At 41.9% G+C, this 23472-nt stretch carries 15 protein-coding genes; 11 read left to right on the top strand and 4 right to left on the bottom strand.

The window, feature by feature from the left end; genetic code table 11:
- The first annotated feature begins 5 nt into the window (after positions 1-5).
- Positions 6-4397, top strand: a complete 4392-nt coding sequence (locus tag LA313_RS02245; protein ID WP_228912988.1) for a translocation/assembly module TamB domain-containing protein — start codon at positions 6-8, stop codon at positions 4395-4397.
- 71 nt (positions 4398-4468) lie between these two features.
- Here the strand turns inward: LA313_RS02245 and LA313_RS02240 are convergent, their stop codons facing one another.
- Entirely contained in the window at positions 4469-4849 is a 381-nt protein-coding gene (locus LA313_RS02240) for a Rid family detoxifying hydrolase (protein ID WP_228912987.1), read from the bottom strand.
- A gap of 12 nt (positions 4850-4861) precedes the next feature.
- Positions 4862-7555: a putative LPS assembly protein LptD gene (locus LA313_RS02235; RefSeq protein WP_228912986.1), complete on the bottom strand. Its 2694-nt coding sequence runs from the start codon at positions 7553-7555 to the stop codon at positions 4862-4864.
- Positions 7556-7680: 125 nt separating this feature from the next.
- On the opposite strand from LA313_RS02235, the gene LA313_RS02230 reads away from it, so the two are divergent.
- From LA313_RS02230 to LA313_RS02215, 4 genes are read left to right on the top strand one after another with little or no spacing between them, the layout of a single operon-like run.
- A complete protein-coding gene (locus LA313_RS02230; protein ID WP_228912985.1) occupies positions 7681-8799 on the top strand; it encodes an N-acetylmuramoyl-L-alanine amidase family protein in 1119 nt (372 codons plus the stop codon).
- A 55-nt stretch (positions 8800-8854) separates the two neighbouring features.
- A complete protein-coding gene (locus LA313_RS02225; protein ID WP_228912984.1) occupies positions 8855-9805 on the top strand; it encodes an MlaD family protein in 951 nt (316 codons plus the stop codon).
- A 10-nt stretch (positions 9806-9815) separates the two neighbouring features.
- Positions 9816-11165, top strand: coding sequence for a 4Fe-4S dicluster domain-containing protein (locus LA313_RS02220; RefSeq protein WP_228912983.1), 1350 nt, complete (start codon positions 9816-9818; stop codon positions 11163-11165).
- Between the two features lie 40 nt (positions 11166-11205).
- The gene (locus LA313_RS02215) at positions 11206-11997 is read left to right on the top strand and encodes a (Fe-S)-binding protein (RefSeq protein WP_228912982.1); all 792 of its coding nucleotides are present in this window, start codon (positions 11206-11208) and stop codon (positions 11995-11997) included.
- A gap of 71 nt (positions 11998-12068) precedes the next feature.
- Here LA313_RS02215 and LA313_RS02210 read toward each other — a convergent pair whose 3' ends face one another.
- Complete coding sequence (locus tag LA313_RS02210) at positions 12069-12593, bottom strand: hypothetical protein (RefSeq protein WP_228912981.1); 525 nt, start codon at positions 12591-12593, stop codon at positions 12069-12071.
- A gap of 175 nt (positions 12594-12768) precedes the next feature.
- Between LA313_RS02210 and LA313_RS02205 the strand changes: the two genes are divergently transcribed.
- The 3 genes from LA313_RS02205 to bshA are packed head-to-tail and all read left to right on the top strand — an operon-like array spanning position 12769 to position 17336.
- Positions 12769-13254 (top strand): ABC transporter ATPase, encoded by a 486-nt coding sequence (locus tag LA313_RS02205; protein WP_228912980.1) that lies wholly within the window; start codon positions 12769-12771, stop codon positions 13252-13254.
- Positions 13254-16181, top strand: coding sequence for a glycoside hydrolase family 3 N-terminal domain-containing protein (locus tag LA313_RS02200; protein WP_228912979.1), 2928 nt, complete (start codon positions 13254-13256; stop codon positions 16179-16181). Before LA313_RS02205 ends, LA313_RS02200 begins: the two co-directional genes overlap by 1 nt.
- A gap of 3 nt (positions 16182-16184) precedes the next feature.
- Complete coding sequence (gene bshA, locus LA313_RS02195; RefSeq protein ID WP_228912978.1) at positions 16185-17336, top strand: N-acetyl-alpha-D-glucosaminyl L-malate synthase BshA; 1152 nt, start codon at positions 16185-16187, stop codon at positions 17334-17336.
- A 36-nt stretch (positions 17337-17372) separates the two neighbouring features.
- On the opposite strand, the gene LA313_RS02190 is transcribed toward bshA, so the two are convergent.
- Positions 17373-17858 (bottom strand): hypothetical protein, encoded by a 486-nt coding sequence (locus LA313_RS02190; RefSeq protein ID WP_228912977.1) that lies wholly within the window; start codon positions 17856-17858, stop codon positions 17373-17375.
- Between the two features lie 134 nt (positions 17859-17992).
- On the opposite strand from LA313_RS02190, the gene LA313_RS02185 reads away from it, so the two are divergent.
- Genes LA313_RS02185 through LA313_RS02175 form a run of 3 tightly spaced genes read left to right on the top strand, consistent with a single transcriptional unit; the run spans position 17993 to position 23352 of the window.
- A complete protein-coding gene (locus tag LA313_RS02185; protein ID WP_228912976.1) occupies positions 17993-20902 on the top strand; it encodes an FAD-binding and (Fe-S)-binding domain-containing protein in 2910 nt (969 codons plus the stop codon).
- A 50-nt stretch (positions 20903-20952) separates the two neighbouring features.
- The gene (gene aroC / locus LA313_RS02180; protein ID WP_228912975.1) at positions 20953-22017 is read left to right on the top strand and encodes a chorismate synthase; all 1065 of its coding nucleotides are present in this window, start codon (positions 20953-20955) and stop codon (positions 22015-22017) included.
- Positions 22018-22035: 18 nt separating this feature from the next.
- A complete protein-coding gene (locus tag LA313_RS02175) occupies positions 22036-23352 on the top strand; it encodes a dicarboxylate/amino acid:cation symporter (protein ID WP_228912974.1) in 1317 nt (438 codons plus the stop codon).
- Positions 23353-23472 lie beyond the last annotated feature (120 nt).

Here is a 23472-nt window from a genome sequence, read left to right as displayed (position 1 = left end):
TCATTTTGTTGATCGTATTTTCCATTCCCTCTGTACAAACTTTTGTCGCACGAAAAATCACAGATTCCCTTAAAGAATCTAAAGATGTGGATATTAGGATTGGTCGGGTAGGACTCACTTATAGTGGGAAGCTTAATTTGAAGGATGTAATAATCCTCGACCACCACCAGGACACTCTTATTTTTTCTGAAAGAATAAAAACTTCGGCTACCAGTCTAAGAAGTATTTACAATAATAATCCCACCCTGGGAGCTACTACGGCAAGGGAGCTTTCCATGCATATGAAAGTTTATGAAGGGGAGGAGCGGGATAATCTGAATATCTTTCTGAATAAACTGAAAGGTCAAAAAAAGAAGGAGCCAACTCCTTTTATGCTCAAGGTTGCCAGGCTGGAAGTAGTTGATGGAGATTTTAGCTACACAAACCAAAATTTAAATACTCCTGAAGTAATCAATTTAGATGAGCTAAACATTTTGGCCAGCGATCTCCTGGTTGAAAATTCAGATGTTTATGTAGATATCGAAAGGCTTTCCGGGTTCGAGAACAGGGGAATCCGGGTGGATTATTTAAGTACTAATTTCGGCTATACTTCCGAAGAAATGGTCCTGGAAGATCTCCAGATCGAAACTCCCTATTCGAAAATCGATTCGGACATTCGATTTGATATCACCAAAGGCTTTGCCGGTTTTATAAATAAGGTGCCTGTTGAAATGACCCTAAGGCCATCAATCATCTCTACAAATGACCTGGAGCCATTTTACGACAAATTCGGGAAGGACCAAAAGATCAATATTTCTACCACGCTCGACGGAATTTTAAATGATTTTATGCTGGTCGACCTTAAAATGAACGGCCTTGACCGTACCCGTCTTGAAGGAGACCTGCAAATCACAAATTCTTTGTCCTCAATGGAGGGTGAATTTTCGTTAAATGGCGAGATCACCAATCTTTCCACGAATTATTATGATCTTATTAATCTACTCCCGGGTTTGTTACGGGATAAATTGCCTAAAGAACTAAGGGAGCTGGGGAACGTTCAGCTCGAGGGGGATATTTTTGTTTCAGAAAATTCATTGTCTACAGATGCTAACCTTTTCTCACAATTGGGAACAGCCCAGGTAGATCTGGAAATGAAAGGCTTTGGGGAAGGCGTGATCACTTCTTATAAAGGTCGCCTGGTGGTACGCGATTTCAATGTTGGGCGGCTGGCCAATGTGCAGGACCTGGGAACCACTTCCTTAAATGTCACTTTTGACGGGAGAGGTTTTACCACCGAGACTCTTAATACGCAGGTGCAGGGAAGTATATCAAAGCTCGTGTTCAAAGATTACGCCTATAATAATCTCAAGCTGCGGGGTACATTAAAAGCTCCTCTTTTCAACGGAAATGTGATCTCTCTGGATCCTAATCTTCGGATGGAATTTAACGGGCTCGCAGATTTTTCTGCCGATATCAATGTGTATGATTTTGAAGCCTCTGTTGCGCATGCCGACCTGGCTGCTCTAAATCTTGTTCAACGGGACAGTATCTCTAATTTTCAGGGGGATGTCATCATGAACATTGAAGGCACTAACCTTAACAATTTTGAAGGAGAAATTTATCTGTTGAATACTTCTTATAAAAATGATAATGATACTTATATGTTCAAGGATCTGGAAATTACTTCAGATTTTGATGGGCCTGTAAGAACTATAGAGGTGCATTCGCCAGATGTTATTAATGGTACTATAGAAGGAATATTTGACATTACTGAAGTTCCTGCCCTGGTCGAGAATGCGGTAGGAAGTCTCTACACTAACTATCGTCCCAATAAGATCACAACCGACCAATACCTCAATTTTGATTTTGATATTTACAATAAGATCGTAGAAGTCTTTTATCCGGAAATTGCACTGGCGCCCAATACCTTCATCCGCGGAAGTGTGGAATCTGATGAATCTGAGTTTCGGTTAGCTTTTCGATCTCCTCAAATAGAAGCTTTCAATAACTTGTTTGAAAAGGTTAATATTCAGGTAGATAACTCGAACCCGCTTTTCAATACCTTTATAGAAATTGATAGTGTTGCGACCAGCTTTTATAACATAAAAGATTTCAATCTTATTAACGTTACGCTTAACGATACGCTCTTTATGCGATCGGAATTTAAAGGTGGTCCAAAAAGCAACGATGAGTTTAACCTGAATTTGTACCACACTATTAATGAGAATAACAATTCTGTAGTTGGCTTACAACCTTCAGACTTAAAATTCAAAGAAAGTGTTTGGCATCTTAATGAGGAGGGAAACAGGTCCAACAGGATAATTTTCTCTAAAGGATTTAATGATGTAGTAATTGATTCCCTGGTGCTTAGTCATGAAAATGAGGAAATTCGGCTATCAGGAGTGATGCGGGATTCTACCTATAAGGATTTTCAAATGGAGTTTGACGACGTAGACCTGTACAAGATCACTCCCGAAATTCCAAGTTTGGAAATGGGAGGTATAGTTAACGGTTCTCTGAACCTTTTGCAGCAGGATGGTGCTTACTACCCTAACACTTCTCTTACAGTAAATGATCTCACTCTTAATGACCAGATGCTGGGAATTCTTAACCTGGACGTAATGGGCAATCGGGATCTAAGTCTCTATAATGTCAATACATCCCTTAGAAATGCCGGATTGGAATCACTTTCGGCTATTGGAGAAATCTCTGTCGAAGAGGATTCTCCTGAAATTGCGCTGGATGTAGATCTTAAAAATTTCAACATGGCAGCTTTCAGTCCGTTGGGAAAGGATGTTATTAGTAATATAAGAGGGCTGGTTTCGGGAGAAGCCTATATTTCAGGAGATTACCGAAATCCTGAAATAGAGGGAAGGCTTTTTCTTGATAATGCCGGCCTGTCTGTTCCTTATTTGGAAGTTGATTACGCCTTTGAAGAAGGAGCCGTGGTGAATCTGACTCAGCAGCAATTCAATTTTGACGAAATTGGAATAACCGATACCAAATACAATACAAAAGGTATTCTTGATGGCACTATTTCACATACAAACTTTAGAGACTGGGTTTTAGGATTGAACGTTTCTACCGACCGGCTTTTAGTGCTGGACACCGAATATGACGAGGAGGCCCTTTACTATGGTACCGCGTTCATTGGGGGAAATGCTTCAATTTACGGCCCCACTTCAGAACTTGTAATTGATGTGATAGCAGCCACTCGTAGAGGAACGGTTTTCAAAATTCCAATAAGTGATTCTGAAAGTATTGGAGACAACTCTTTTATCCACTTTTTAAGCCCCGAGGAGAAGGCTGCACGCCTTGCAGGGGAAGAACTGGAATTCCAGGAGGTAAAAGGGCTGGAGCTTAATTTTGATCTGGATGTCACCAACGATGCTTTGGTGGAACTGGATATTGACGGCAGTATTCTTCGCGGAAGAGGAGCAGGTACTTTGCTAATTGAGATCAATACCCTGGGGAAATTTAATATGTGGGGTGACTTTATTGCAAACACAGGAGAATACATTTTCAACTATGGGGCGCTTCAAAAACGGTTTGAAGTAAGACCGGGAGGAAGCATCAACTGGAATGGGAACCCTGCACTTGCCGATCTCAATATAAGCGCTGTTTATGAAGGTCATGCAAACCCTGCGATCATCCTGGACAATCCGGGAATTAGCCGAAGAATACCGGTAGAAGTAGTGATCAACCTGGAAGGTGAACTGGTACAGCCCGACTTTTCCTTTGACCTGGAATATCCTAATGTTGCTTCGACGGTAAGGTCTGAACTCGAATATAAAATTGAAACCAGTGGTAATAGTGAAGCCCAGGCGTTCTCCCTGTTGGCCCTGGGGCAATTTTACACGCCCGACGTATTTGGAGGCAGTGCTGGAAGTGCCATTTTAGGAGGGGTTTTCCAAAGTGCATCTTCAGGGCTGTTTAGCAGCCTGGTGGGAGACGATGGAGGTGTATTTGAAGTTGGTCTTAATTATGAACAGGGCTCCCGAACTCCCGAACAATCAATGGCAGATCGGTTTGGAGTCACCCTTTCCACGCAGATAAGTGAACGGGTACTTATTAATGGCCAGGTGGGAGTGCCTGTAGGAGGTGTTACCGAAACAGTTATTGTGGGTAACCTGGAGATCGAATTCCTGTTAAATGAAGAAGGAAACCTTCGGGCGAAGATCTTTAACAGGGAAAACAATATTCAATACCTGGGAGAGGAGTTGGGCTTCACCCAGGGAATCGGACTTTCTTACCAGGTGGATTTTGATACCTTTAAAGAACTATTACGAAAAGTTGTAGACAGGGAAATCTCGAGCTCAGCCATAAAAGAGGAAGAGGAAGAGGAAGAAGGCCCGGTTGAGAAAGAGAAGAGTCTTGCGCCAGATTATATCCGGTTCCCCGGTGCCGACGATCTATAAAAGAACAGGGGCTCAAAAATGGCATTTTTGAGCCCCTGTCATATTCATTTTTGATCTTTTGTTATTTTTCTTTACTTAACTGCGATCATACTTATTTCCACATTTACAAATTTTGGAAGATTCGCCACCTCCACAGTTTCCCGTGCCGGGGCTGTCGCTTCATCAAAATATTTGGAATAAACACCATTGATCCTGGCGAAATTATTCATGTCACTAATAAAGATTGAGCTCTTCACCACATTTTCAAAGTCCATTTCGGCTGCACCCAGTATGGCTTTAAGGTTGCGCATTACCTGTTCTGTCTCCTCTTCAATATTTTTCTGTTCCAGTTCCCCGTTAACGGGATTAATTGCGATCTGTCCCGAAATGTATAAAGTGTTTCCGCTTAAAACAGCCTGATTGTAAGCTCCTATTGGCGCCGGAGCATCTTTGGTTTGAATGATGGTTTTCATATGGTTTAGTTTTTATAGACTTCTGTCTCTTTCTCTCCTTTTTTCATATTTTATATCCCTCAACAAGGAAGACTTGATCCCTATGAAGAAATTCCACTGCTTATAAACTCCAAAAGGAGTCCAGCTAAAGGTCATTCTCCAGCTTTCAAGATCCCGTGCAAAACGCAGCTGGGTATGCGTGAAACCTGTATTTACAAAATCATAACCCGAGGAGGCACCAACAGTCCATTTTGGAGAAAATTCCACATCTCCCGAGAACATAAGGGAGTGTGAGGAAATATCATTTTGTCTTGCGTTGTTACTGTAGTTCATAGCATAAGCCAGTCTAAGGTTCCACGGTATCTCAAAATTGTACCATGAGTTTTCCTTCCCCTCTTCATCGGGCATATCAGTTTCTTTTTCGTCATAGAAAGTACCATCAATGTCCATATCTTTTCCAAAGAGATCATCGGGCCTTCCTCCATTTCTGAAAGTTTGATTTTCAAGCCTGTTGACGTTTTCTTTTCCACCTGAAAAATCCTTGCTCGAGAAAGAATATCCAAAACTTACGTTTGCATTAGTGAGCCTGAAGAGACTTCCGCCATTTTCAATATTTAATTTATCTATGCGACGGTTGGCGTTGTTTAAAGCATAAATATCAAGATTACTTCCAAAATTGATATCCAGCTTGTTCTGTATCACCGGGATACTTCCACGTATGCTGATAGGGGAGAGCTTTAATGAATCTCCTGCAAGATTATAGGAAGTGCTAATATTGAAGTTATTTAGCAGTTTTACCTTCCGTGGTTCGGCATCTACGGAATCTTTCACCTTGGCTTCAAAAGTATTGCTTAACGACAGGCCAATGGAACTGGAAAAGATTTTTCCCGGAGGTCCATACAGGGTACCCTGAAATCGAGAATAATCTACAACACGTTCTTCCCGTCCATCTGTCTCGGGGATAACATATTGATCGTAATAGTAATCAAATCCCGGATTGATATTATAACTTATAGAAGGACGCATCACGTGCCGAATTGCCTGATACTTACCATCACCGCTAAAAGTTTTCATCCCATAAATGGTAGTACCTATACTGGTATTGAAATTGTAGGTGCGAAAAGAGTCAAAACCACTCACAGTATCTACAACCTCCAGACGGGCTTCCTCGTCATATGATCTTTCAAAGGTTTTGAAAACCCATGACTCGGTATAATTTGTCCCTGCACTTACGCTTAAGTAGTTGAACAACTTAAAATTTGTGGTAAGCGGAATGGTGTGCTGTGCCCCAAATACCGCATCTTTAAACATTTCGGGTGTAAAGAAAAGCGAATCTGAAGTCCGGAATCTGTTCTCGCCCCGAAAGTTGTACTGGAAATTTATATTCTCAATAATCCCCTTTTTGGAACCCACTTTTGGCTCGAAAGGATAAACTCTCGCCATACTTGCCTGCACTGTTGGCAGGGTCATATTTATTTGATTGGTATTGGTATTTTGACTGTGTGTGGCAGTGATGCTGAGGTTTACCTGCGGCTCAATATTGAATGTTTTAGAATATGATACCGAAGAAGTTAAGGTATTAGTTAACCTATTCCCCGTGTTCATTTGGTTGGTAGAGGCCTGGTAATAGTCGCTACTACCAAGGTTAACGGCTGCTGAGAACCTTGAAGAAGGATTTGCTTTTGAATCCTGGCTGTGGTTCCAGCGCAGATTGTAAATAGTACCTTCAGAAAAATCGGGAAATCCCCTTTCACTGTTTATTTGCTTTTCATATCTAAAGCTGAGGTTACCCCGAAATCTGTATCGCAGGGCATAAGAAGATTCCATTCTTAACCCGTAACTCCCGTTAGTGTAATAATCTCCCAGCACCGTTAGATCTACATAATCATTAATGGCAAAATAATAACCTCCATTTTGCAGAAAGAATCCGCGGTTGTTGTCATCCCCAAAGGATGGAATTATAAATCCTGAAGTCTGTTCATCGGTCATTGGAAAATAGCCAAACGGAAGACCTAAAGGAGTAGGAACATCGGCAATGTACATATTCACCAGGCCGGAGACTATTTTTTTATCGGGCACCAACTTGATCCTTCTGGCATAAAAATAATAATCGGGGTTTTCTTCATTAGGGGAGGTGGTAAACCTCACATTCTTCATGTAATACACCGAGTCATTTTCACGCTTAGTAATTTGACCCAGCACTTTAAATTCTCCCTGATCTGTTCGGGAATTGAAGACGAGGGCTTTTTCAGAATCAAAATTAAAACGAATAGAATCCGGGCGCACCACATTCTGGGCCTGCGTGAATACGGGTTTTTGAGTATAAACTCCAGCCGTATCTACAATTCCGTAGGCATAAACTTCATTACGTTCATTGTCGAGAATGATCCTTCCTGCGGTAATATTGATATCGCCATAGGTCACTTCGGCATTATTATAAAGGTATATCCTGTTTTCGCGCGGACTAAGGCGCATGTAGTCTTCTGCTGTATAAACAACTCTATCGGCGAGCATTTCCCGTTTTGGTCGTACAGTATCTTGTGGAGTAAGTGTAATTACAGGAATTGGAGCTTCTATTTTTATAGAGTCCTGGATGGGTTGTACAGGCTCACGTTCTGCAGGGATGCGGATACCTTCTTTGGTTTTAATTTCCTGTGCTGTGGATTTTGAGGCTAAAGAAAGCAAAAAAATACAGCAGGAAAGTATGTAAAGTATCTTTGTTCGCAATGGTAGTTATGCTATTTTTGTATGGTGTGGCTCGTTTTTTGAAGTCTCAAAATTACATATATTTTTTAAGGTACCTTTTGAGTTCACTAAAAATAATAAGCACCCCAATGAACCGTTATTTCAATATGAAAACGAATTTTCTTGCAATTATAATATTTTTTACTGCTATTAATCCTTTAATGGCTGCTTCTGTAGTAGGAGATCCACCGCGCGATCCCTTTGTAGTCGTGTTGGATGCGGGGCATGGAGGTCAGGATCCCGGTAACACCTGGAACGGTTACAAAGAAAAAGGAATCGCTTTAAATATCGCCCTTATGGTTGGTGCCGAACTTGAAAAGATTCCGGATATTAAAGTGATCTATACCCGTAAGTCGGATGTTTTTGTAACCCTGGCAGGAAGAGCACAGATAGCAAATAAGGCCGAAGCAGATCTTTTTGTTTCTATTCACATGAATGGTCATAAATCCCAGGCCCAGGGTACCGAGACTTTTGTACTTGGGCTTCACCGTAACCAGGACAACCTGGAGGTGGCAATGCGTGAGAACCAGGTAATCTTTCTTGAGGAAGATTATGAAATGACCTATGACGGCTTTAATCCCAATTCTCCTGAATCGTATATAGGACTCACCCTGATGCAGGAAGAATATCTGGATCAAAGTATTTTGCTTGCAGATTTTATTCAGAAGAATTTCACAAACATAAATAAACGGGTTAACCGGGGAGTAAAACAGGCAGGTTTCCTGGTATTGAGGGAGACCTATATGCCCAGTGTACTTATAGAAGCAGGATTTTTAAGCAATAGATCCGAAGGTGCCTTTCTTAACAGCGCCGCCGGTCAGGCTGCGATTTCTGAATCTATCGTTCGTGCTGTAAAGGATTACAAGAATTCGATGAATCTTTCTATTCTGGATAATATAGAAGCTAATCCTCCTATCGAGCTCACACAGGAATCTGAAGATAGACCGCTTGATGTATATGATGGAATAACCTTTAAGGTGCAATTGGCGGCATCAGGTAAAAAGCTGGATCCAAATTCAAGAAATTTTAAAGGATTGAACCAGGTTTCGAGAAATAAAGAAGGAAAGCTTTTCAAATATTACTACGGTGCATCTTCCAGTTATTCCCAGATACAGGATTTGCATGATAAGGCAAAACGTACCGGTTTCCCCGACAGTTACATAGTCGCATTCCGTGGAAATGAGAAGATCAGCGTTAATGAGGCGTTAAAAACAAAAATGGAATAGTCCTTCTTTACTATATAAATTTTATATTTGTCCCTAATCAAATAGGACGATTTTTGTGAAATATACTAAGGAGGTTAAAACTGCTCTTTTGGCCATAGTTGCCATTCTTCTGTTCATTTTTGGATATAGCTTTTTAAAAGGTAAAAACTGGTTTGATTCCAGCAGGACCTTTTATGCCATTTATAATGATGTAGAAGGGCTTTCGCCTTCATCCCCGGTGACTATTAACGGACTCAAGGTAGGAAGTGTAACCAAGATTGGCTTTTTAGATACCTCAGGCAGGCTGGTGGTAACCTTTTCTGTTGATAATGCTTTTCCTTTTTCTGAAAATAGTGTTGCCCAGATCTATGGAGGAGGACTTATTGGCGGAAAATCCCTGGCTATACTTCCCGAGTATGAGCCGGGAAACATTGCAGAATCGGGAGATACTTTACCTGGTCAAATAGAAGAGGGACTACTGGAGCTTGTTAACGAAAGGCTAACACCTCTTCAGGAAAAAGTTGAGAAAGTTATTGTAAGTACAGACTCCCTTATAAATTCCTTTAACGAGGTAATGAATCCTACTACCCGTCAAAATTTAAAAAATAGTATTGCTAATCTGAACGCAACTATTGCTTCCTTAAATAATTCGGCAAACACGGTAGAAGGTGTTTTATCTGAAAATTCTCCAAAGCTAAACCGCACTTTCACCAATCTTGATGAAATGGCCGAAAACTTCAGTAATTTTTCAGATACCCTTTCTCAATTCGATGTGAGAAAGGTAACAGAGGATCTGGAAACGGCAGTGGCTAATTTTGAAAATGTTACCGAAAAACTTAATTCGGGAGAGGGAACCGCAGGCAAACTACTCAATGATCCTTCAGTCTTTAATAATCTTGAAAGGGCAACCAACCAATTGGATGCATTGATACAGGATGTGAAATTGAATCCAAAACGTTACGTACATTTTTCTATCTTTGGAAAAAACCCGGGTCCTTATTCGCCCCCTCGAGATTCATTAAAATAATCAACCAACCATGCAGATCCTTGCACAAATCGCCTTTATCCTTGCCGTCGCAATTGGGTTAGGTATTTTTATTCGCAACATCCGGAGGATGATCCGGAATATTAAACTGGGGCGGGAAACCGACCGAACCGACAATCCCGGAGAAAGATGGGGTAAAATGGCTAAAATAGCCCTTGGGCAGTACAAGATGGTGCGCAGGCCTGTATCGGGTATTATTCACGTCATTGTTTATCTCGGTTTTATTATCATCAACATAGAAGTCCTGGAAATTATAATTGACGGGATCTTTGGCACTCACAGAATTTTTGCCTTTGCCGGTTCTTTCTATAGTTTTCTTATAGGTGCTTTTGAAATCCTGGCTTTACTGGTTCTTGTAGGAGTGTTTATTTTCTGGATAAGACGTAATATTTTGACCATTCAGAGATTCAGGGCCAGAGAGCTTACAGAGTGGCCAAAGAACGACGCCAATTACATCCTGTACTTCGAGATGGTACTTATGTCGCTCTTTCTCATCATGAATGCTGCCGATTATCAATTACAGCTTAATCTTGCTCCTCACTATGCTATGGCTAGTGGAGAGATCGCCGGTGCTTTTCCGGTAAGTAGCTTTTTACTGCCTCTCCTGGATGGTTTTGCTAATTCCACACTCATAATTATTGAAAGAACAGCCTGGTGGTTACATATTTTAGGAATTCTTTTCTTTTTGAATTACCTGTACTATTCAAAGCATCTCCACATACTTCTGGCTTTTCCAAATGTTTACTATTCCAAGATTAAACCTAAAGCAGAATTTGATAACATTGAAGCTGTGACCAAAGAAGTGCAGCTAATGATGGATCCGGATGCTGATCCATTTGCTGCTCCGGCAGAGCCTGAAGGGGAAGCAGAGGGGGAGCCCGAAAAATTTGGGGCCTCAGATGTTTTTGATCTCAACAGGGTTCAATTGCTAAATGCTTACACCTGTACCGAATGTGGACGATGTACAGATCAATGTCCCGCGAATAACACCGGTAAACTGCTTTCTCCAAGAAAGATCATGATGGATACCCGGGATCGTTTGGAAGAAGTGGGGGAGAACATCAACAAGAATGGAAAATTTGAAGATGATGGGAAACAACTTCTCGATGATTACATCCTAAGGGAGGAAATTTGGGCATGTACGACCTGTCAAATGTGTATAGAGGCTTGTCCTGTAGGGATTGATCCACTTTCTATAATTGTAGAGATGAGAAGGTACCTAATGATGGAACAAAGTGCCGGACCGGCAGACCTGAATAATGCGATGGGTAACATCGAGAACAATGGAGCACCATGGCCTTACAACCAAATGGATCGCTTAAATTGGGCAAACGAAAATTAATTACAAAATTGGCCTTTTTGAGGCTGCAATAAAAAATACAATGGCAGAAAATATTAAGGTGCCTACCATGGCAGAATATATGGCCGAAGGAAAGAAACCCGAAGTCCTTTTTTGGGTAGGTTGCTCCGGAAGTTTTGACGACAGGGCAAAGAAAATCACTAAAGCGTTTGTGAGGTTGCTAAATAGGGCGAATGTAGATTTTGCTGTGCTTGGAACCGAAGAAAGTTGTACCGGGGATCCTGCAAAACGTGCCGGAAACGAATTTCTTTACCAAATGCAGGCTGCCGGAAATATTGAGGTTTTAAACGGGTATGAGATCAAGAAGATCGTAACCACCTGTCCTCACTGTTTCAACATAATTAAAAATGAGTATCCAGGTCTTGGAGGGAATTATGAGGTAATGCATCACACTACTTTCCTGAAATCTTTGCTGGAAGAAGGCAAGCTAACAGTAGAAGGCGGAAAATTCAAGGGCAAAAGGATCACTTTTCACGACCCCTGTTATTTAGGTCGGGGAAATGGAATTTATGAAGCACCCCGTGATCTATTAAGAAAACTTGAAGTTGAATTAGTGGAGATGAAAAGGTGTAAAAAAGACGCCATGTGTTGTGGTGCCGGGGGTGCCCAGATGTTTAAGGAACCCGAACCCGGAAAAGAAGATGTCAACGTAGCGCGTACAGAGCAGGCAATTGAAGTTAAGCCGGAGGTAATCGCTGCCGGATGTCCTTTCTGCAACACGATGATGACAGATGGGGTTAAGTCCAAGAACAAGGAAGACAATATTGCAGTAATGGATATTGCAGAAATGATCGCAACTGCAGAAGATCTATAGTGCAGTAACTTAAATAAAAAAAGGGAGGGTCCAAAAATGACATTTTTGGACCCTCCCTTTTTTTATACTTTCTATTTCAGTTTTAAGGTTTCTTCTTCGGGTTTTTTATTTCTCACCAGGATGAGGATATCATCTTCGGTGAGTCCTTCTTCAATATAATCTCCCTGTTTTCCCTGGAGGTAAGCATATTTCTCAATATTTGTTTGGTATTCGGGGCGGGGAAGGACTTTGTTTTTATCCCCGTAACCTTTTAAGTAGGCGATGACCACTTCATCGTCTGTGGCTTTTAAATGTTTCTGTTTGTCGTACCTGGATAAAAGCAATATGGCATCGGAAAGGCCCTGTTGCTGCATTTCTAAATAAGAGTTTCCTCCTGCTGCGTGAATTGGCTCATTGTAATAAACACAAATAGGTGCTGTAACAGTGTAGCAGTATGATTCTACGTAATTGTTTAGTTCATCCCAAATGCTTCCAACCTCCACATGAATTTGCTTTTCCTCACGCAGCCATGATATCAGTTCTGGGAGCTGTTCTTTTTTCGAACGGTAGCCAAGTTTTCTTGCCTTTTTAAAAAGTTCCTTCTCCTTTGTGTCCATAGAACAAATTTAGAGGAGGAAACTTCAGGAATTTATGATTTTTATCAGCTTGTGAAATGCTTTTACCCCGGAATTACAAATGTTGGTAAGCGGAAATCACACAACTTTAACCTTCTCAAATTGGAATCCCGCCTTCAAATCTCTTATTTTTGTATCACTAAATTATATCCAGAAAATGTTTGTCCCATTTGAAACTTTACCAGATAGTTCCCGCGTGTGGGTCTTTCAGGCAAACCGCTCTTTTACAGAGGAAGAGCAGACCGAAATTAAAGAAAAACTTGAGGCTTTTATTGAGCAATGGACTGCCCACGGCGCCAATCTTCAGGCTTCTTATGAAATGCGCTACAAGCGATTTATTATTCTCGCTCTTGACCAGAAAATGAATGCGGCCACAGGATGTTCCATAGATGAATCTGTACGCTTTATTCAGCAGCTTGAGAAAGATTATAATGTCGATCTTCTTGACAAGATGAATGTTTCCTATAAGCAAGGGGAGTTTGTGGCTTATAAAACGCTTACAGACTTCAGGAAAATGGTCAAAGAAAAAGCCGTTTCTCCCAAGACTATTGTCTTTAATAACCTCGTGAACAATAAAGCTGAATATCTTTCAGACTGGGAAGTTCCTGCATCTGAAAGCTGGCACAAGCGTTTCCTAAACTAATGAAAATTAAAAGCAGCCCCTTTTTAGGCCTTTTTTTGGCCTCGTTCCTTATTACCCAAATTTCATTTTCCCAAACGAGCCCTTTAATTGCTGAAGATGTAGAGCAACAAAGGCAATGGGTAGACAGCATCTATGATGCTATGACCCTGAAGGAAAAAGTTGGGCAGCTTTTTATGATTGATGTTTTCTCGTCAGATCCTCCTTCAAAAATTGAAAAAGCAAAAGAATTGGTGGAGCAGCATTATGTTGGCGGGGTGATCTTTTCCAAAGGAGGTCCTAAAAGACAGGTGAAGCTCCATAACGAATTGCAGGAGCTTACCAAAATCCCATTGCTCATAGGTATGGATGCAGAGTGGGGTCTTGCGATGCGTCTCGATTCTACCTATGCTTATCCCTGGAATATGACACTGGGCGCTATTCAGGATGAAAACTTAATAACAGAAGTGGGAGCCAGTATAGCCCAACATTCAAAAAGGCTGGGGGTGCACATGAATTTTGCCCCGGTTGTCGACATTAATACAAATCCCGAAAACCCTATTATTGGCAACCGTTCCTTTGGCGAAAACAAAACCAATGTTACCAGTAAGTCCATTGCCTTTATAAAAGGGATGCAAAGGGAAGGTGTCCTTGGAAGCGCTAAACATTTTCCGGGGCACGGCGATACCGAGAGGGATTCTCATAAAACCCTGCCCGTTGTTGATTTTTCCCGTGACAGGATCTTTAGAGAGGAGCTCTTTCCATACAGGGAATTAATAGCCGAAGGCCTCAGCAGTGTTATGGTAGCGCATTTAAATGTTCCCAGCCTCGAAGAACGTATAGAATTTCCTTCCAGCCTTTCTCATGAAATAGTCACCGGTATTTTAAAGGAAGAATTAAATTTTAACGGACTTATAATTACTGATGCTCTCAATATGAAAGGCGTGGCCAACTTTGACGAGCCGGGAGAAATAGATCTGGCGGCATTTTTGGCAGGAAATGATATTTTACTCTTTTCTGAAGATGTTCCTAAAGCTTCGGAATTGATCATAGAAGCCTATAATAAAGGCTTGATTACTGAAGCCCGGCTGAAGCATTCCGTCAGGAAAATTCTTTACGCTAAATACAAAGTAGGTCTAGATAAATATGAACCTGTAGACCCCGTATATGTCATCGAAGACCTCAATAGCATTCGTAATGAGGTACTTGCTCATAAACTCTATGAAAATGTAATGACCGTGATCAAAAATGACCGGTCTACCCTACCCATACGGGATTTGGAAACCAGTAAGATCGCGTATGTGCATTTTGGAGAGGACTCCGGGAATGCCTTTTTTGAGCAATTAAATCGCTATGCACAGGTAGATTCGGTTTCAGCAGAAAATCTGAATGTGCTTTTAGACAAACTCGATGCTTACAACCAGGTGATCATAGGATACCATCAATCTTCTGCTTCTCCCTGGAGTGGTTTCAAATTGAATCAAAAAGAGCAGACCTGGCTTTATGAAATCGCGAGGAAAAATAAGGTCATTCTCAATATTTTTACCAGTCCCTATGCCTTACTTGACCTGGAAACCACTGCCAATTTTGAGGCCATACAGGTAGCTTATCAAAATACCATTCTTGGACAGCAAAAGGCTGCACAGGTTATTTTTGGGGCTCTCGAAGCCAAAGGGAAACTTCCTGTAAGTGCCGGGAATAATTTTCCCGTGGGCACCGGCTACAGAACGCGTAACCTCGAACGCCTGTCTTATGGATTGCCAGAACAGGTGGGAATGAATTCTTACAAACTGAACAAAATTGACGACCTCATTCAAAAGGCGTTAGATAAAAAAATGACCCCTGGATTACAGGTGCTGGTCGCACGTAAGGGAAAGGTTATCTACGAACGAAATGCAGGCTACCATACCTATGAGAAGGAAATACCGGTACAGGCTTCAGATGTTTATGATCTTGCTTCCCTTACCAAAATTCTTGCTACTCTTCCGCTTTTGATGGAGCTTGTAGACCAGGATGAAATCGATCTTGAGACGACATTGGGGGAGATGTTACCATCCTTCCGCGGAAGCAATAAAGAGCAGGTCACCATTCTGGAAATGCTCTCGCACTACGCCCGATTCAAAAGCTGGATTCCTTTCCATAGGATGACTATTGATAAGTATACCAAGCGACCAGATGTAAAATATATCCGTTCTCAACAGGACAGAGGTTACAATGTACAGATAGCCGAAAAAATGTACGTTAGGAATGACATTAGGGACACGGTGCTAAAGATCATTAGGGATAGCGAACTTGAAAGAAGAAAGACCTACAAATACAGTGATCTTCCTTTCTATCTGCTCAAATTTTATCTGGAGGATATTTACGGGACTTCCCTGGAGTATCTTACCCAAGACCATTTTTATAAATCTTTAGGTGCTCATAACACCACCTATTTACCTCTTAAGAAGTTTCCAAAAGAAAGAATTGTTCCTACAGAGAATGACAAAAACTGGAGAAACCAGCTCCTGCAGGGGTATGTGCATGATGAAGGAGCTGCACTTTTGGGAGGAATTGGTGGCCAGGCCGGTTTGTACTCCACAGCCAATGACGTGGCCAAGATCATGCAAATGTATTTGAATGGTGGGCAATATGGAGGTAAAATTTATTTTGACCAGGAGACGGTTGACAAATTTAATACCTGCTATTACTGTGAAGATGACGTGCGGCGTGGGGTAGGATTTGATAAACCCCAGTTGAGTGATGCCGGTCCTACCTGTGGATGTGTTTCCATGACCAGCTTTGGTCATAGTGGATTTACCGGAACTTTTACCTGGGCTGACCCCGATGAAGAAATAGTTTACGTATTTTTAGCGAACCGTATTCATCCTTCTGCAGGAAACAATGAAATAACGAGGGAGAGCATTAGGTCAAATATTCAGGAACTTATTTACGAAGCTATAGAACGCTGATACATGAAAATAGGCATTGTTTGTTACCCCACCTTTGGTGGAAGTGGTGTGGTTGCTACAGAATTGGGAATGGCACTCTCCAGGAGAGGCCACGAGATCCATTTTATTACATATAAACAGCCGGTAAGGCTGGAACAACTTTCGCATAACATACATTTTCATGAAGTAAATGTTCCCGAATATCCACTTTTTCATTATCAGCCATACGAGCTTGCATTAAGCAGCAAACTGGTTGACATGGTGAAACTTCATAAGATAGAGGTGCTTCATGTACATTATGCTATCCCTCACGCTTATGCAGGTTACATGGCAAAAAAGATGCTGGAGGAAGAAGGAATCTACCTGCCAATGGTGACCACCCTTCATGGAACCGATATTACCCTGGTGGGAAACCATCCTTTCTACAAACCGGCGGTAACTTTTAGTATAAACAGCAGCGATGTCGTGACCTCGGTTTCCCAGAGCCTTAAAGCAGATACATTGAGGCTTTTCAACGTTAAGCGTGAGATCAATGTGGTGCCAAACTTTATTGATACCACAAAATATACTCAGTCAATTAGCAACTGCCAAAGGACGATGCTTGCCGAAAGTGATGAAAGGATCATTACTCACGTAAGTAACCTGCGGAAAGTGAAACGTATTAGGGATGTGATCATGATCTTCTACGAGGTTCAGAAAAAGCTAAAATCCAAGCTCATTATGGTAGGGCAGGGGCCGGAAAGGGAAATGGCCGAAGAACTGGTACATGACCTGGGGCTGGAGGAAAAAGTCTTATTTCTGGGGGAATCTCACGAAATAGATAAGGTCCTAAGCTATTCCGATCTTTTCCTGTTGCCTTCTGAAAAAGAAAGTTTTGGACTTGCGGCTCTGGAGGCAATGGTCAATGGGGTACCAGTGATCTCTACGAATACCGGCGGACTTCCGGAAGTCAATAAACAAGGATTCTCAGGTTTTTTAAGCGATGTGGGAGAGGTTGGAGAAATGGCAGCAAATGCCATACGTATCCTGGAAAATGATGAAACGCTAAGAAAATTTAAGGACAATGCCCGTCAGCAGGCCTTTGTATTTGATGTGTATTCTGTAGTTCCCCTTTACGAAGATCTGTACCAGAAGGCTTTAGATCTGGTGCAAAAAGAAAAGGCTGCCAAAAAATAGATTTTTGACAGCCTTTTCTTTTTATTAATTGATCTTCTAGAACTGATACCTGATACCTAATGCAATATCAAAATCCACGTCATCACCATAATCATCTAGACCTAATTCTGGTCTAAAATCCAGAGATAGTAACAGTGGGAAATCAAAATTATATTCGATACCTATGTCTCCGGCTGCAAGAGCGAAAAACTCGCTGTCATCAGAATGATCGTGATCATCATCAAAGCTTCTGGATCCTAAACCGGCACCAGCGCCTGCATACCAGTTGAAGCCTCCTTCAATATTCCAAACCCACTGGTATAGACCAACAACTTTAAAAGCATCATAATGACCTCTATCTCCCCAGCCTAAATCGAATTCCAATCTATTGTTTTCAGAAAGACCATGTTGATAAGAAATTTCTGTTCCAAATCCTCCACTGTCACCTAAGCGTAGACCCAGGGCATGATCGGCAATATTTTGTGCTTGAGAATTAAGGGTAAATCCTAAAATACATAAAGTCAGTAAAACAATTTTTTTCATATCTTTTCATTTAATTTGTTCCTACAAAATTAGACTATCTGTCATACCAACTACTCCCACCTTCAGCTAATTAAATGTTAATGTTAATTAAGACCTGTTAATCGGCCGTTCAATGGTCTGATAATTATACAACTATGAATGATAAGCTTAAGAATTTTAGCGGTAATCTGGAAGGAGATCTTTTTTACGATTCTCTTTGGCGTAGAATATTTGCTACAGATGCTTCTGTGTACCGCACTATACCACAGGCAGTTGCCTGTCCAGCAACGGTCCAGGATATAAAAGAACTAATTTCTTTTGCCCGCAGGAATAAAACATCGCTTATCCCAAGAACGGCAGGTACCTCGCTTGCCGGGCAGTGTGTTGGCGAGGGTATAGTTGTAGATGTTTCCAAGTACTTTACAAAAATACTTGATCTAAATGTTGAAAAGAAGACCGTAAAGGTGCAGCCCGGGGTAATTAGGGATGATCTAAATCGTTTTCTCCAGGCATATGATCTATTTTTTGGTCCCAACACTTCTACCTCCAATCGTTGTATGATAGGTGGAATGGTGGGCAACAACTCCAGCGGTACCACTTCAATTAAATATGGCGTCACCAGAGATAAGGTGGTTGAGATGAAAGTGTTGTTGAGTGATGGTTCTGAAGCTGTTTTTTCTGAAATAACTTCGGAAGAATTCAGCAACAAATTGCAGCTGGACTCCATGGAAGGGGAGATCTACCGGAAATTATACGAGGAGCTGAAGCCAGAGGTTGTACGTCAACAGATCACTGCGGGTTTCCCAAAACCCGAAATCCACCGCCGCAATACTGGATATGCAGTAGATGAGCTTATTTTAGCCGAAGTCTTAGGTGGAAATGAAGAGAAGATCAATATATGCAAGCTCCTTTGCGGCAGCGAGGGCACCCTTGCGTTCACAACAGAAATTACCCTGCAGCTGGATGAACTGCCACCTTCAAATGCTGTAATGATCGCAGCCCATTTTGATTCGGTTGAAAAATGCCTGCAGGCCGTGGTGCCCGCTATGAGACATTCATTGTTTACCTGTGAAATGATGGATAAGGTGATTTTGGATTGCACCAAAAACAGCCTTAAATACAAAGAGAACAGGTTTTTTATAGAAGGGGATCCTGCAGCTATTCTCATGCTGGAAATAAGAGCAACTTCTCAAAAAGAACTCACAAACAGGACGGCCGAATTGCTTAAAACGCTCACAGATTCCGGATTGGCATATGCACTTCCAGTGCTGCGAAATGATACCATTGAACTTGCTCTGGAATTGCGAAAAGCAGGATTAGGCCTTTTAGGAAACATAGTGGGCGATCGCAAAGCCGTTGCTTGTATTGAGGATACCGCAGTAGCTGTAGAAGATTTGGCTGCCTACATTTCAGAGTTTTCTCAATTGATGAAGAATTACGGGCAGGAAGCAGTGTATTACGCTCATGCCGGGGCCGGAGAATTACACCTGCGACCAATTCTCAATCTTAAGAAAGATGAAGATGTAGCCCTTTTTAGGAAGATCACCGAAGATGTCGCTTCCCTGGTGAAAAAATATGGGGGTTCCATGAGTGGGGAACACGGTGACGGTAGAGTGAGAGCAGAATTTATTCGCTTTATGATAGGGGATGAGAATTACGACCTTTTAAAAAGGGTAAAATACATCTTCGATCCCGGGAATATTTTTAATCCCGGAAAGATCATTGATGCGCCTCCCATGGATGAAAGTTTGAGGTATGAGCCGGGGCGGGAGGAACCGGAGATTGAAACGCTCATGGATTTTTCTGATTCCCTCGGAATTCTTAGAGGTGCCGAAAATTGCAACGGAAGCGGAGACTGTCGTAAACCTGCCGAAGCGGGTGGGACCATGTGCCCAAGTTATCGCGCTACCCGGAACGAAAAGGATACTACCCGCGCCCGTGCTAATGCTTTGCGCGAGTTTTTGACGAATTCGAATAAGCCCAACCGGTTTGATCATGAAGAGCTAAAAGAGATTCTTGACCTTTGCATTAGCTGTAAAGGCTGTAAAAGTGAATGTCCTTCTAATGTTGATATGGCTGCTTATAAAGCTGAGTTTCAATATCAATACAAGCAGGTAAATGGAAGTTCCATTCGCTCCAAAGCTTTTGCTTTTAATGCGGAGATGAATAAAAAGACATCGAAAATTTCCCCTTTTTCGAACTTCATGTTTTCTAATTCATTGACTTCAGGAATCCTGAAAAAGGCTATGGGAATTGCTTCGCAGCGCAGTTTGCCACCACTTTCGCGTCAAACTTTGTCTGCATATTACCAGAAAAATCAAAGGAAAATTAAGGATCCTATTAAGACCGTTTATCTTTTCAATGATGAATTCACAAATTATCTGGATTCTGAAGTAGGAGTGGCGGCAATAAAACTGCTCAATGGATTGAACTATGAAGTAAAGATCATAGATCATCCCGAAAGTGGCCGCGGATTTATTTCAAAAGGGTTTTTAAAAGAGGCCAGGGAGGTAGCCAATAAGAACATTGGGATATTTAAGGAAATAATTTCTGAAGAAAGTCCTCTTTTGGGATTAGAGCCTTCAGCAATTTTAAGTTTTCGGGATGAGTATCTCAGGCTGGCCGATGATAAACCAGCTGCAGCGCGGGTATCCAAAAATGCCTTTTTGCTGGAAGAATTTTTCAAGAAGGAAGTAATCGCCGGAAATATAACTGCCGACTCTTTTACTTCAGATAAAAAGAGGATCAAGTTACATGGGCATTGTCACCAGAAGGCACTTTCGGGGATTGAAAATACATTTGTGATGCTAAACCTTCCGCAGAATTTTGAGGTAACAGTAATTCCTTCGGGTTGTTGCGGGATGGCTGGTTCTTTTGGGTATGAAAAAGAGCATTATGAAGTGAGCATGCAAATAGGGGAACAAACGCTTTTCCCCGCAGTGAGAAAAGCTTCCGAAGAAACTGTAATTGCAGCTCCCGGGACCAGCTGCCGCCACCAAATATTTGACGGAACAGGGAAAAAAGCTCTTCATCCAGTGTCGATCATGGCAGAGGCTCTCAAATAACATTTTCAAATCTTGGCTTAAAAAATTACATTTGCTCAAAATCACCTTCAATGGCAGGGAATTCCTTCGGAAAACTTTTTAGACTTACCACTTTTGGGGAATCTCATGGCGAAGCTATTGGAGGAATAATTGACGGTTGCCCCGCCGGACTCACAATTGACCTCGAAAAGATTCAGCAGGAAATGGATCGGCGTAAACCGGGACAATCGGCTATCGTTACCCAGCGTAAAGAACCCGATAGCGTGAAATTTCTTTCGGGCATTTTTGAAGGCAAAACCACCGGAACTCCCATTGGTTTTACAATTGAAAATTCCAATCAAAAATCCAATGATTACTCGCACATTAAAGATGTGTACCGCCCTTCTCACGCCGATTACACATACGACCAAAAGTATGGTAACAGGGATTACAGGGGTGGTGGAAGATCTTCGGCACGGGAAACTGCCTGTAGAGTAGCCGCGGGAGCTATTGCAAAGCAACTGCTTCAGGATATAAAGATTACAGCTTATACTTCCTCGGTAGGAGGCATTCAGCTTCAGAAGAAATTCCAGGAGTTGGAGCTTTCAGAAATAGAAAAGAATCCTGTACGCTGTCCCGACTCTGAGACTGCAAAGCGAATGGAAACCTATATCAAAGAAATTCGGTCGCAGGGCGATACTGTAGGTGGAGTAGTGGAGTGTGTGATTTCCAACGTTCCTAAAGGACTGGGAGAACCTGTTTTCGATAAACTTCATGCTGCCATGGGCGCAGCCATGCTTTCCATTAATGCTGTAAAAGGATTTGAATACGGTAGCGGGTTTGCCGGATCGGCCATGAAAGGCAGCGAACATAATGACCTTTTTGAACCTGATGGTTCAACTATTTCGAATTTTAGCGGCGGGATTCAGGGAGGAATTTCCAATGGAATGGATATAGTTTTTCGGGTCGCATTTAAGCCTGTCGCCACAATTATGCAAAAACAGAAAACCATTAATGCTGAAGGGCAGGAGGTGGAAATGAAGGGTAAGGGCAGGCATGACCCATGTGTGGTGCCGCGTGCTATCCCTATTGTAGAAGCTATGGCAGCACTGGTACTTGCAGATTATTATTTATTGAACAGAACGTCGAAAATATAATTTCAGAGATTTTATAATATGAAAAAATTAGCACTGCACTGGCAGATTTTACTGGGAATGGCAGCCGGGGTGATCTTCGCCCTTATCATGACCAATTTTTCCTGGGGAGCCGAATTTATTAATGACTGGATAAAACCTTTTGGAAATATCTTCATTAATGCCCTAAAATTGATTGCAGTGCCCCTAATTTTAGCTTCGCTTATTAAAGGGATCTCCGATCTTAAGGATATTTCCAAATTATCAAAAATGGGTACCCGCACCATTTTGATCTATATAGGGACAACCCTTATTGCAGTTTCCATTGGTCTTGTACTGGTGAATTTAATAGAACCCGGTAATGCCATTGCTGAAGATACCAGAAACGACCTTATTGCCAGTTACGAAGGTGATGCGAATATGCGAATAGCCGATGCTCAACGACAAAAGGATGCAGGCCCGCTACAGGCGCTGGAGGATATAGTCCCGGGGAATATTTTTGCTGCAGCAAGTGATAACGGCAATATGCTACAGGTGATCTTTTTCGCAATCTTTTTTGGACTCGGTCTAATTCTCATTCCAGAAGAAACAGCGAGACCCGTAAAAGCCTTTTTTGATGGTTTTAATGAGGTTATTCTTAAACTTATTGACCTTATCATGCTTGCGGCTCCATATGGTGTCTTTGCGCTGTTAGCTGCCCTGGTAGTCGAATCACCCAGTACCGATCTCTTTGCGGCACTTGCCATGTATGGAGTTACCGTCCTGGCAGGACTTGCTCTAATGATCGGGGTTTATATATTGATCGTGTGGGTCACCACGGGAAGAGACCCGGCCTTCTTTGAAAACGGGATAGCTCCTGCTCAATTGCTGGCTTTTTCTACGAGTTCAAGTGCAGCGACCTTGCCTGTGACCATGGAAAGAACCGAGGAACATCTTGGAGTTCACGAAGAAGTTACAAGTTTTGTATTGCCAATTGGGGCTACCATTAACATGGATGGTACCAGCCTTTATCAGGCGGTAGCCGCGGTATTTATAGCCCAGGCTTTTGGAATGGATCTTACCATAGGTGCACAACTGGGAATAATTGCTACCGCCACCCTGGCTTCAATAGGTTCTGCAGCGGTTCCCGGTGCGGGAATGGTAATGCTGGTAATTGTCCTTTCACAGGCAGGCATCCCCGAAGCCGGTCTTGCCCTAATCTTTGCTGTTGACAGGCCTCTGGATATGTGCCGTACCATGGTAAATGTAACAGGGGATGCAGCAGTTTCCATGATGGTAGCAAAATCTGTAGACAAGCTGGGAGATCCGCATGAGAGAAAATGGGATGAGAATCTTCCAAAAAAAGAGAAAGTTCATTAATATATAATTAGTTCCAGCCTTACAGGACTAAAGGACATTATTATAAAAAAGCCCGGATCCAGGATCCGGGCTTTTGATTTCGATACTATTTTAAGAAGCCATAATTGGTTTATGGAGATT

The sequence above is a fragment of the Salinimicrobium sediminilitoris genome (assembly GCF_020866905.1).
GTDB classification, from domain to species: Bacteria; Bacteroidota; Bacteroidia; order Flavobacteriales; family Flavobacteriaceae; genus Salinimicrobium; species Salinimicrobium sediminilitoris.
Note: the sequence above shows the minus strand (reverse complement) of the source record. Positions and strands in the feature narration are given on the sequence as shown.